General features: G+C 57.3%; 8 protein-coding genes. 6 read left to right on the forward strand and 2 right to left on the reverse strand.

The window, feature by feature from the left end:
• The first annotated feature begins 188 nt into the window (after positions 1-188).
• Positions 189-5,225, forward strand: coding sequence for an Ig-like domain-containing protein (locus SH139x_RS18125; RefSeq protein ID WP_488351183.1), 5,037 nt, complete (start codon positions 189-191; stop codon positions 5,223-5,225).
• Between the two features lie 281 nt (positions 5,226-5,506).
• Complete coding sequence (locus tag SH139x_RS18130; RefSeq protein WP_488351184.1) at positions 5,507-5,827, forward strand: HU family DNA-binding protein; 321 nt, start codon at positions 5,507-5,509, stop codon at positions 5,825-5,827.
• 213 nt (positions 5,828-6,040) lie between these two features.
• On the opposite strand, the gene SH139x_RS18135 is transcribed toward SH139x_RS18130, so the two are convergent.
• Positions 6,041-7,012, reverse strand: a complete 972-nt coding sequence (locus SH139x_RS18135; protein WP_488351185.1) for a UDP-glucuronic acid decarboxylase family protein — start codon at positions 7,010-7,012, stop codon at positions 6,041-6,043.
• A gap of 172 nt (positions 7,013-7,184) precedes the next feature.
• On the opposite strand from SH139x_RS18135, the gene SH139x_RS18140 reads away from it, so the two are divergent.
• A complete protein-coding gene (locus SH139x_RS18140; RefSeq protein WP_488351186.1) occupies positions 7,185-7,958 on the forward strand; it encodes a hypothetical protein in 774 nt (257 codons plus the stop codon).
• A 61-nt stretch (positions 7,959-8,019) separates the two neighbouring features.
• Here SH139x_RS18140 and SH139x_RS18145 read toward each other — a convergent pair whose 3' ends face one another.
• Complete coding sequence (locus SH139x_RS18145) at positions 8,020-8,436, reverse strand: secondary thiamine-phosphate synthase enzyme YjbQ (RefSeq protein ID WP_488351187.1); 417 nt, start codon at positions 8,434-8,436, stop codon at positions 8,020-8,022.
• A gap of 613 nt (positions 8,437-9,049) precedes the next feature.
• Here SH139x_RS18145 and SH139x_RS18150 point away from each other — a divergent pair.
• The 3 genes from SH139x_RS18150 to SH139x_RS18160 all read left to right on the forward strand — a co-directional run bounded on the left by SH139x_RS18150 (position 9,050) and on the right by SH139x_RS18160 (position 12,307).
• Positions 9,050-9,274, forward strand: coding sequence for a hypothetical protein (locus SH139x_RS18150; RefSeq protein WP_488351188.1), 225 nt, complete (start codon positions 9,050-9,052; stop codon positions 9,272-9,274).
• Between the two features lie 365 nt (positions 9,275-9,639).
• The gene (locus SH139x_RS18155) at positions 9,640-10,458 is read left to right on the forward strand and encodes a sugar phosphate isomerase/epimerase family protein (protein ID WP_488351189.1); all 819 of its coding nucleotides are present in this window, start codon (positions 9,640-9,642) and stop codon (positions 10,456-10,458) included.
• A 517-nt stretch (positions 10,459-10,975) separates the two neighbouring features.
• Positions 10,976-12,307: an outer membrane protein assembly factor BamB family protein gene (locus tag SH139x_RS18160; protein WP_488351190.1), complete on the forward strand. Its 1,332-nt coding sequence runs from the start codon at positions 10,976-10,978 to the stop codon at positions 12,305-12,307.
• The last annotated feature ends 7 nt before the right edge of the window (positions 12,308-12,314 follow it).

The raw sequence follows: 12,314 nt of genomic DNA on the forward strand, positions 1-12,314 counted from the left end.
GGTCGCGACGGTTTTCATGGTTTCGCGGGTAGAAATATGACGAGACAGAGGAAGCTATCTGTTCCCGCCGTCCGCGACGGAGGCGAGCGGTTAAGCTTGGATTGTCAGAGCAAAGTTCGAACTTTTTTCGTGACCGGGTAGCTCCCGGCCTCGAACAGCGTGTCACGCCAGCCATCAACAGACAAAACATGATGAATCGCAAACCTGTTCATGGGTCAGCCTCAGCCGATGCAAACCGTCAGTCAGCCAACCGTTCGTCGGCGCGTCGGCTATTGAATCGGTTGTTGGGGGGGGAATCTCGGGGCCCAGAGACGGCACAGCGTGGTCGTTTGATGCTGGAGCCACTAGAAGCAAGACAAATGTTGGCCGGTGACGTCGATTGGCTGAGCACCGATCCGCACGCCGATTTGCGAGTCACTCAAGATGATGCGGCGCTGTTTTCGACTGCTGGCTTACAAGCCGAAGGGGAAGCGGCCGACGACTTGGTCGCTTTCGCGCGGGCCTTAGCTGATGCCGGAGTCACCTATTTCGGAGCGGCTTGGTGTCCCTTCTGCACTGAGCAAAGAGAATTGTTCGAGGATGGCGGGGCCTTCTTACCGTTTGTGGAAGTGACCAACCCTGATCGCACGCTCAACCAGATTGGCCAACAAGAGGGCATCACCACGTTCCCGACTTGGGATTTTCCCGACGGCACGCGGGCGACCGGGATTCTCAGTTTACAGGAACTTTCCAACCGCTCGGGAGTCGCGATTCCGCAATCAGAGCAACCGAGCTTCGCCCCCATTGGTGATCAGACCGTGGAGATTGGTTCGCCGCTGCACATCGGCGTGAACGGTTATGATCCCGACAGCGATTTTCTCACCGTGAGTGTTTCGGTTGCCGACCCGACGCTACTCGAAGCCAGCGTGTTGACCAACAACAACCGCAGCGCACGAATGACCGTGCAAGGCTGGGGTGAGATGGTGTTTGAATTATTTGAAGACCGCGCACCGCGGCCGACGGGGCGCTTTATCGAACTCGCCCAAGCCGGCTTTTATGATGCGGGTCAAGATGGCGAAATCATCTTCCACCGCGTGATCGATAATTTCGTGCTGCAAGCGGGCGATCCCACGGGAACTGGATCGGGCGGATCGACGTTGGGTGATTTCGATGATCAATTTCACCCGGACCTCCAGCACAACACCACGGGGGTGCTGTCATACGCTAAGAGTCTCGACGACACCAATGATTCGCAGTTTTTCATTACCGAGGGGCAGCAACGGCACCTCGACTTTAATCATTCCATCTTCGGTCAGTTGGTTGAAGGGGATGCGGTTCGCGAAGCGATATCCGAAACGAGTGTAACCAGTTCGCGGCCTGATACCGACATCGTGATCGACTCGGTGGAGATCTTTCAAGACAACGAAAATTCACTGGTCAGGCTGGCGGCCACGGGCTCCGGAACGGGCGAAACCGACGTGACGATCACGATCACCGATGGTGACGGCAACACGTTCACCGAAGTGATCACGGTGACCATCATTGGCGATCAAGTAAACGCGGCTCCCTTCCTGGACGACATCGGGGATGTGGTGGCCAACAGCACGCCGGCGGTCTTCCAATTAGGCTCGACCGACCTCGAGGGAGATCCAGTTGTTTATGAAGCGACCGTGATCGACAACTCGGGGGCAACCGCTGCGGTCAACCAGTCGACGGGCGAAGTCACCGTCACCCCAACCGCCGGTTTCTCGGGTAACGTGCAAGTCGAAGTGGGAGTGCGAGCCGCCAGCACATCGCCCAGCACGAACCCCTCCACACGCTCATCGACGATGGACTTGCAGGTTCTCTCCGTCAACGTTGGACCGCAAGCACCCAGCGGGGTTACGCTGTTGGCGAGCAGCGACTCGGGGCTCAGCGCCAGCGACGGCATTACCAATTTGGCCCCCATTAGCTTTACCGTCACCGGCGTCAACCCAGGTGCCACTGTCGAAGTGTTGGCCGGGGATGTGCAGATCGGTGTCGGCCAAGCAACGGGCACCTCGGTCACCATCGTGACCAATAATTTTGCCGCGTTGGGGAATGCCACGCACGTCGTGACTGCTCGGCAAACGGTTAACAACGTGGTCAGCAGCAGATCGCCTTCGATTACCGTTACTTACGACACGGTTGCTCCCTCGGCAATTTCCGCACCGCCTAGCCAAGCTACGGTTGGTGTGGACTACGTTGCCGATTTCCAGAGCGATGAGGAAGGGTCGGGCCTCCGCTATGAATTAGTCTCGGGGCCGACAGGCTTGGCAATTGCCGCCACCACCGGCTTGATCACCTGGACCCCCACAGCCGACCAAGTTGGTGACCAAGATGTCATCGTGCGGTTAACCGACGTGGCGGGCAACGATCGCGAGCAAACGTTCTCCATCAACGTGGGGGCCGAACCGCTGGTCACAGTCAGGTTGGAAGCCACCGACTTGGACGGCAACGTGCTGACACAGTTGGCTCCCGGCCAAGAATTCAATGTGAACATTTTCGGAGATGATGAGCGGCTGTTTGGCCAAGCCCAAGGAATCTTCGCGCTTTACCTCGATATTTTCTTCGATGAGAATCTGGCGGAACCAAGCTTCTTTACCCCCGCGGCGACCGCGGCCAATCCCAACCCTAGCCCGACCATTTTCACATATTCCGATCTGTACAACAGTGGCGTCTCGGGGACTCCGGGAACAGGAGTGATCGAAGAAGCGGGCGCGTTCTCTTCGCAGAGCACTTTCTTGGGCCCCGGTGAACGGTTCATCTTCTCCGCTCGCATGAAGGCCTTAGCAGCCGGCACGCTAACAATCACGACCGATCCAGCAGAAGATGATGGCAACGAGGTCGCGTTGTTCGATCGCGATGATGAAGTGCCGGTCAATCGCGTCAGCTACGGATCGTTAACAATTGAAATTGACGCCAGCTTCTCGGCTCAACCCGATGCGGCCACCGTCAGCGAAGATAGCACGGCGAATACCATTGATGTGCTGGCTAATGACACCATCCTCAGCTCCGGAACGACGCTCACGATCGACAGCGTCTCGGCCGTATCGAGCGAAGGGGGTAGCGTCACCACCGACGGTTCGATCGTCTCTTACTCGCCAGCAGCGAACTTCTTCGGAACCGACACGTTCACGTATGTCGTCAGCGACCAAACGGGTAGCTCGCAAACTGCCACAGTGACCGTCAACGTCACCAGCGTGAATGATCCGCCAACCGCAGTCGATGACACGATTGAATTGGCTGGCAACACGCAAGACAACCGTATCGACGTCCTCGACAACGATACCGCCGCACCCGATACCGGCGAGACGTTGCGATTGAACTCCGTCGGCGTACCATCTAATGGCGGCAGCGTGCGGATCGGCACCGGCGGCACTCACTTGCTGTACACACCGGCGGAAGGGTTCGTGGGGACAGAGACCTTCACCTACACGTTGTCCGATGGAACGCTGACAGACACCGCCACCGTGACCGTGACGGTCAATGACTCCAACCCGCCACCCACGGCGGTCGACGATAGCTTTGCGATCACTGAGGATGCCGCCAGCGCCGATTACGACGTGCTGGCCAACGACTCCAATGAAGATCCCGACGAGACGTTTGCCCTCAGTGCGATCGTCAGCGTCGATAACGGTACGGCCACGATCAGCCCCGATGGCACACAACTACGTTATCAACCGAACGCCAACTTCTTCGGGGAAGACCGCCTCGTTTACTCGATTCGAGACAGCAACGGAGCGAGCGCCTCGGCAACGGTCACCTTTACCATTACAGCAGTTAACGATGCTCCACCAGCGCCGACGATCCAGCGCAGTTTTGCCCGCGGCTCCACCGCCGTCGCAGTCCTCGATGTGGAAACCTTAAATCAACAGAACGTCGATGGTTTCGAAGCGTTGACGTTCCAATCGGTTGGCTCCACCACAGCCGGTGGTACGGTCCAGATTGAGACCAGCAGCGGACGTATTTTATACACGCCACCATCAGCCACCTTCATCGGTGAAGACTCCTTTACCTACACGGTCGCCGATCCGGGGAATCTAACCGCGGAAGGGACAATCAACGTCAGCGTCCTCGACTTTACCCCACGTGATTTTGATGTCGTGATTCATGCGGCTGATATGTCGGCCGGCTCACTGCCCTTCTCGGGTGACTTCCGCGTCCAGTTGCGAGGTACAAATTTCCAAGGGGAACCGGTCGATGTGAGGCAAACCTTTGATGCCAACACTGGCCTTTTCCGCTTCGCCGACCAAGCACCTGGCGAGTACGAAGTCGTGATTCCGGGCGTGCCTTTTGTGTTTGGTGCGGAGAGCGAACGCGTTATTGCTTTCAGTTCCGCGGAGGATGAAACTTCTCCCGCGCCGATCGACGTGACCGTTGGCAACCTCAAATCTGAGTATGTGAACCGTCGTGATTTCCTCGGTTCCGCCTCGCTGTTCTCCGCCTTTGTCGCGGTCCGCCCAGGCGAGCAACATCAGTGGATCTCGATGCCTGATGTCGAAGGTATTCCTGAAAACGTGGTCGTTTCCCTCTCGGAGAATGGCGAGCAACTGACGGTCGAAATTGATGACCCCGATTCCAATGGTCGCCTCAGCGTTACTTTGCCACTCGATAGCGAGCATGTGGACCACCGCGCCAGCGAAGCGGGCTTCCACTTATTCCGCATCAACCTCGATCCCGATGATGTCAACTACACAGCCGTCACGGCGGGTGCTGGCGAAGGTGAAGCGACTCAGACGGCGACCAGCAGCCAGACGTTGGCCTCCAGCTCAACGGCTGAGGGCGAAGCGAATGACTCACAGCGACTCTCGCTGTCTTCCAGCACCACCGCGGGCGCAGGGAACGCCCCGGGCGCAAGCAGCAACTTGTTGTCCACGACAACGCCTTTCACGGCAACACCTTTCGCCTCGTCGTCGTCGCCCGCTGACGCGGCCGATCGCGGCGGCTTAGATCGCGGCGGCTTGGCTGCTGAGGGCGAAGCAGGGCCGCTCGATCTCAACAATGGCGGTGTCACATCAACGCCGATTGCGCGGGCCTCCGGCGAATCGAACTCCGCCGCCCCGGGGGACGTGAAACAGCAAGCGACCGATTCGGCAATGCTGGACCTGCTGCCCCAGTTGGAGCGTCGCTCTGTGGTGGCTGAAAGACTAGCGGAAGGTGACGGCGAGTCCGACGCCAGCGCGGTCGACGCCACCTTTGCGGAGCTCGCCGACGACCAGCTGTAAACGGAACCCGGGGGCAATGGCAGGCCGAGCTGGCCAAGCGATTTCGAGTGTCAGCTCGCTGCGATTCAATTTGCCGCGTTGCTGTCAAGTCCGGTAGCAGGTAGAAATGGGCAATTATTGAGCGGCTGAGGGAATCCACGAAACTGGAAAAAAGCCCGTTTTTTTAGGGCTCACCGGGTTGCAAGCAGGTGCTGGAGACCTTAAACCAATTGGCTGTTCCGCAGCGCGGACGGCCTTTCTTTTTGTCCCATCCCATCCACTGCTCTCAAAGGCAACAACTCATGGCGAAAGCTGCACCTCCGAAGGCACTTACCAAAACTCAGATCGTGGCAAACATTGCCGAGTCCACCGGACTGACCAAAAAAGAGGTCGGTGATGTCTTCGACGCCCTCAGCGTCCAAATTGCAAACTCCCTCGGCAGCAAAGGCCCCGGGCAATTCACCATTCCTGGACTTTGCAAAGTCACCCTCAAAGACGTGCCCGCCAAACCAAAGCGAAAAGGCCGCAACCCTGCCGACGGCAGCGAAATCTGGTTGGCTCCGAAACCAGCCAGCAAGAAGCTCACGATTCGCCCACTCAAAGCAATGAAAGAAATGGCCTAAGACCATTGCCTAAAATTTCCGCTTGGGAATTGCCTCGGAACTTGCGGTCTAATTGATTTGCCCCGAGCGTCGGCCTACGTGCTAGGTCCAACCACCGCACCCGTCGCGATCGAGATTCGTCGCAATCGAGATCGTGCCCCCAGGCTTGAACCGCTGATCGCCGTGCAGCGCCGCTTTCGTAAATCGCCAGCGGCGCTGGACTTCACCTCCCACTCAGACGTAGTTGGGAGTCGGTGGCCGGTAATCGCTCAACTTGATCGACTGGAACCAGTCGATCGTCTTTGCCAGCCCCTCGCGGAGCGGAAATTTGGGCTCCCAGCCCAATTTTTCCTTGGCTAGCGTAATGTCTGGGCGGCGACGCGTGGGGTCGTCCGAGGGGAGTGGTCGTTGCACCAGCTCCGCTTGGCTGCCCGTCAATTCCATCACCAACTCAGCCAACTCGCGAATCGTGAACTCGCCCGGGTTGCCAATGTTGATCGGTCCAGGAAAATCCTCCTCCGCGTTCATGGTGCGAATAATGGCTTCGCACAAATCATCGCGATAGCAGAATGATCGCGTCTGCGAACCGTCACCAAACAGCGTGATCGGCTCTTGCTGCAACGCTTGGCGAATAAAATTGGAGACAACTCGTCCGTCATACGGATGCATTCTGGGACCGTAGGTGTTGAAAATCCGCACGATCCGCACGCTAACCTTGTTCTGCCTCCAGTAGTCCATGAACAGCGTCTCAGCGGCCCGTTTGCCTTCGTCGTAGCAGGCGCGGAGGCCAATTGGATTGACGCTGCCGCGGTAAGACTCGGGCTGTGGATGGACCTCTGGGTCTCCGTACACTTCGCTGGTGCTGGCTTGCAAAATCCGCGCCCCGCATCGCTTGGCCACCCCCAACATGTTGATGGCCCCCAGCACAGAGGTCTTCATCGTCTTGATCGGATTGTACTGATAGTGCCCCGGAGCTGCCGGACAGGCCATATTGTAAATCTGGTCCACTTCCAAAAAGATCGGCAGCGTGACGTCGTGCCGGACCAGCTCAAAATTAGGCAGCCCCAGCAAATGGGCCACATTGGTTTTTTGGCTGGTAAAAAAATTGTCGAGGCAAATCACATCGTGCCCCTCGGCGACCAAGCGTTCGCAAAGATGAGAGCCCAAGAATCCGGCTCCGCCTGTTACCAAAATCCGCTTAATCATCTGTGGTTAGGCTCTGTCGATCGGGGGCGTTAGCGGATGGGAAGTCCTATCTACCATAGTTACCTCTCGTACCGATCGAGAGCCGGGGTAGACACGATCTTTGGAAATTCGCTAGACCGAGGTGTTGTTTGGTTCGATTTTGCCGCTGATTTGGATGCTGGAGCCCCGCCCCATGCGATTTTCCGCGACGCTTGCCACGGTTTTTTGGATGATCAGTTCCGCAATTTTGCCCGCCAACGACCCGGCGGTTGTTCCCCAAGGGCCATCGTTTCGCGTCGAAACAGAGGTCTTTGCCGGCGACGCGATCCAGCCCGCAGCGCGACATTTAATCCTCTTTGACTCGGGAGTGATTTACGATATTCGCCTCGACGACGACCGCATCGCCACGCTGTACGATCCGGCTCGCGGCCGCGTGATTTTGGTCGATCGGCTGAATCGCGAACAAGTTGTCCTGGCGACCGAGGAACTGCTAACCGCCACGGCGCGAGCCCGTGCGGCAATCGAACAAGAAGGACGCGCCGAATACTTTGGCCTGCTGGCTCAGGTCAGTGAACTGGAAAAAGAGGAGCCGGGCGATCCGCAGCGATATCAAATCGCTTTCGGTGACACAAAATACACCACGACCACGATTGCCGTCCGAAAACCGCAAATCGCCGCCGCTTACAATCATTTCGCCACCCTCGCTTCGCAGCTAAATGTCAGCCGCCAAATTGGCCTGCCACCTTTCGCGCGGATGACGCTCGGGCAATATATCGCCGACATGGGGCACCTGCCGCTGGCAACCACGCTCGAGCTGAAACTCAGACGTGGTGTCAAACCTCAGCGATTTCGCTCGCAACTGCAAGTGGTCGAGCAATTATCGCTGGTTGATCGCGAGCGGATCGCCGAGTTTGGCCGCGTGCTGGCCGAATGCAAACCAATTGATCTAGCAGATTTCCAGCTGTAAACCGTTTTCCAGCTGGATGCCCGGTATTCCAGCTGTATGCCAGTGACGGGCAGGCAGCCGGCTACTCGCCCCAGAGGGTCAGCACCAAATTCCGACCGCTTGCCCGGTCACGATGCTCGCACAAGTAAATGCCCTGCCAAGTTCCCAGCAGTGGGCGGCCGTTGCCAATCGGAATCAACAAGCTGCTGCCGAGTAGCGACGCTTTGACATGGGCCGGCATGTCGTCTGCACCTTCCAGCGTGTGTCTAAAGGGCTGATTCTCCGGCACGGCCCGATTCATCGCCACCTCAAAATCCGCACGAACGTCGGGGTCGGCGTTCTCGTTGATGGTTAACGAAGCGCTGGTGTGCTGAATGAAGACCTGCAGCATGCCGCATTGGCAATCTGCCAGCTCGGGCAAGGCGGCCAGGACTCGCGAAGTAATTAAATGGAAACCACGGGAGGCGGCGGGAAGCGTTATTTTCTTTTGAATCCACATCGAAAGGAGCTGCTCACAAGCGGGTGGGGAGTGTCATGTACCTAAGAAAAAAAGAATTTTAGAAAAAAAATTCCGGCGGTAGCGATCGTATTCATTCTCGCGGATTCCCGCTTCAGACTCTACCGGAATTACCGCCTGGGGGACTTATCTGCGCAGCGGCCCGGTCGAGCAATTGCTGTCAAGAGGGCTTGTAAAGGTAAGTTTGGGTCCTTTAAGCGACGTTTCGGGGAAATTACCAGCCTTCGGCACCTGGCAACGAGCACGTTAACGGATAGCAACAAAGGCCCAAAAGCTCATGAATTGCCCGATCGGCAAGGATTCGCCGACCGTCGCCAGCCATCGTCGTCACAAGTGTGCGACATTTCTTCGTCCGCAAATTGCTTGACCGACGGAGTTAACGGTGAATAATCACCCTGTGGGTTAAGCTTCTTTTCAAGTGAATTCACCAAATCTTAAGTATCCGGCATCAACCGGTGGGCAGCAGGCGTTTTTCTGTCCCGCTACATGATTTCAATATATCTGGCTTTCGGCAGGCTAGCAGTTCACTGACGATCGTGAACTGAGTGTGTCGGAAGTCGCGTATCTCCTTCTGAGCAACTGAGGAAACACTGGAATGGACGTTTGCAAGAACGTTTTCGAAGCGATCCTGCGTTACGGTCATGATGAAGACTTCGTTCCCCGCGATAAGGACGGATTCATTGCGACCGATGCACCGGCTGGCTCGCCTGAGAAAATCGAAGTCTTACGGCGCCGCGTTGAATTGGGCGCACCACTTTGGCACAACGAAGACCGGGTCGACTACTCGGGCCTCACCGGCGCGATTCGTCCCCGCGAATAGACTCACCCTGAATTTTGTCTTCCCCACCGTGGGAAGGCGCAGTTTTGAGGTATCCGCCAGCGATTCAGGATCATCCTGATTCCGCTGGTACGTACAACGAAAACGCCCTTGGCAAATGCTTTGCCGAGGGCGTTTTTTTTTGGCTTCGTGTCGAGAGCAATTTCTGCTTTCCAGGCTGGTTTCAATTTCAAGCCCAATCATTTCTTTACACGGGCGGCTCAGCTCGACATACTGACGCCACTTCGGACGCTGGCCGCGAGGTGCGACTGGCGACCGCTTAACAACCTTGTCTCGGGTTCAGAGCGCAATCGCATGGCGTCGCTGTATCCTTCTTCCTCCTTTTCAGAGAGCCGGTAGCAACACGGATGGTGAAGCTGGCGATTAACGAACTGACGACCTACCGCTGGACGTTCGAAGAGGACGTGCTGGCGGTGGCCGAGCATGGCTTTACGGGCATTGGCCTGTGGCGCCCGAAACTGCACGAGTACGGCACCGAGAAGGCTGTCGAGCTGCTGGCCGAACATCAGTTGGAGGTCTCCAGCGTCTCATGGGCCGGGGGCTTCACCGGCAGTGACGGACGGAGCTATCACGAAAGCCTCTGCGATGCTCTGGATGCTGTGCAAACCGCCGCGCAAGTGGGCGCCAAGACGGTCATCATGCTGGCCGGGGGGCGAAATAACCACACTAAAAACCACGCCCGCCGCATGATCCTCTCAGCTTTCGAAGAACTGAGCGAGGCGGCGGACGCCGTCGGCGTCTCCTTGGCTGTCGAACCAATGCATCCGGGCTGCGGCGCGGAATGGTCGATTGTCAACGATGTGCGGCAAACTCTCGACGTCATCGGTGCCCTCAGCCGCTCCAACGTGGGCTTGGTTCTTGATACCTATCATCTCGGCTTCGATCCCCACATCCTGACTTGGCTCCCCGATGTCGTCAGGCATATCCGCATCGTCCAACTGGGCGACGGCAAACATCTGCCACTGGGCGAACAAAATCGCTGCCTGCTGGGCGAGGGACGCGTGCCTCTGCGGGAAATCATCGAGCTGCTGATTCTGTCTGGCTACGAGGGCTACTTAGAAGCGGAAGTCTTGGGCGAAGAGGTGGAGCATCTCGCTTACGAACACGTACTGGCCCATACGCAAAGGTTTCTCGCTGATTTCGGCAATCGCAACATTCTGTTGTAAAGTCCCCGAGCCATCGGCTGGCAGGCGCGTGGCTGGCGAGCTCCCGCGCGGCTGGCAAAGCCAGCAATTACGAGCATGACTCCCCGCGAATGGCACATCTTGACGATGGAATTCCCGCTCCGGAGCTTGACAGCGCGGCCAGTTTGAATAAAACCCAAAACCATTGAGAATGATTGTCATTATCCATAAAATATTTAGCAGTCAGCCAACGCCAGTAGCCAGCCAAATAGACGATGCATCACGCGGACCCGCCACAGGATTTTGTGGCATTTTGCAACTTGATCGCTCAGCTTCATGGCACGTGCGTTTAGCACTTTTTTGTCCGTTTCCGCGGACAGCTTGGTATGGTTGCATCTCTTTCTGGCTTAAAACCTAACCAACCCCCCTTCCGCACCGCGTCTCACGCAGTAGCGGCTGAGCGGTTTTCAAACCGGTTCATAACTTTACAGCCGTTACGATTTGTTTCCTCTTCCTGGCCCAGTTTTAAGCGGCTCAGTTCGCCGCAGTCGGATTTCTCATGAACGTTTTTAAATTTGCTTCCCTACCCACGTTAATCACTCCCCGCGGGAGCCAACTCCTACTCTTGATGCTGCTCACCAGCAGTGCCCTGGCTGCGCCGCCCAACTGGTCCAGTTTCCAAAATGGCGGCCAACTCGCGACCGACGTCAAGCTTCCCACCGAGTGGTCCCCCGACCAGAACATCGCCTGGACCGCGGAGATCACCGGCTATGGCCAATCGACTCCGATCATCGCCCACGACCAAATCGTTGTCACTTCGACCAGCGGCGAAAATAAAGATAACTATCACCTCTCCTCCTTTTCAACCGTTGACGGCAAAAAGCGTTGGCAAGTCGATCTAAGCAACCCGTCCCCCTTCGCCAACACACCCATGGTCAGCCGTGCGGCGCCCTCCGCCGTGGCTACCGCGGAAGGCTTCGTGGCCTTTTTCGAAGGCGGCTTGCTGGTTGCTGTATCTCCCAGCGGCGAACGTCAATGGGAACTCAACCTGGTGGAAAAATATGGCAAGATCGAAGCTCGCCACGGTTTGGCCGCCTCCTTGGAAGTCAATGAAGACCATGTCTTTGTCTGGGTCGAACGGAGCGAAGAGCCCTACGTCTTGGCACTCGCACCAAAGACCGGCGATGTGGCTTGGAAGGTTCCCGGCGTGGGGGCGACTTCTTGGGGTTCGCCCCGTTTGATCCCAGTCGCCGGAGGACAACATCTGGTGTGCAGTGCTAGTGGCAAAATCATTGGGTTGGATCCAGCCAACGGAGCTCGCTTGTGGGAGTTCGCTGAGATCTCCAACAACACCTCCTGCACACCGACCCCAGCGGGCGAAGCCCAGTTCCTGATCGGCGCTTCCGACGGACGCGGTGAAACTGAACCTGGTGCCGCCGCGGCGAGCAATGGTTTAGTTCAAATCACCCAACAAGCTGATGGCGGCTTCCAAGCGGCCTACAAATGGCAAGCCAAAAAGGCAACCTCCACGTTTGGCAGCCCTGTCGTGGCTGGCAACACCGCGGCGATTGTAAACCGCACCGGCGTGCTCTACCGGCTCGATCTGGAGACGGGCGAACAAGTCAGCATCGACCGCACCGACGCCGGCGGCATCTGGTCGACGCCAATCGTTGCCGGGGATTACCTCTACATATTTGGATACAAGGGAACCACCAGCGTGATCTCATTGGCCGACGGCAAGCAGATCGCTAGCAACCGTTGCTGGCCCGAGGGTGGCGATGCTGACAAACAACCCGGCTTCGGTGGCGGCGACGTCCTCTACGCGGCCGCGCCAGTCGGAAATCGTCTCATCATTAGGCGTGGCGATAAACTGTTTGCCATCGGCGAATAAGCACACA

Origin of the sequence: Kothea flammea (assembly GCF_052161645.1) — a bacterium.
Taxonomy (GTDB): domain Bacteria; phylum Planctomycetota; class Planctomycetia; order Pirellulales; family Pirellulaceae; genus Laterigemmans.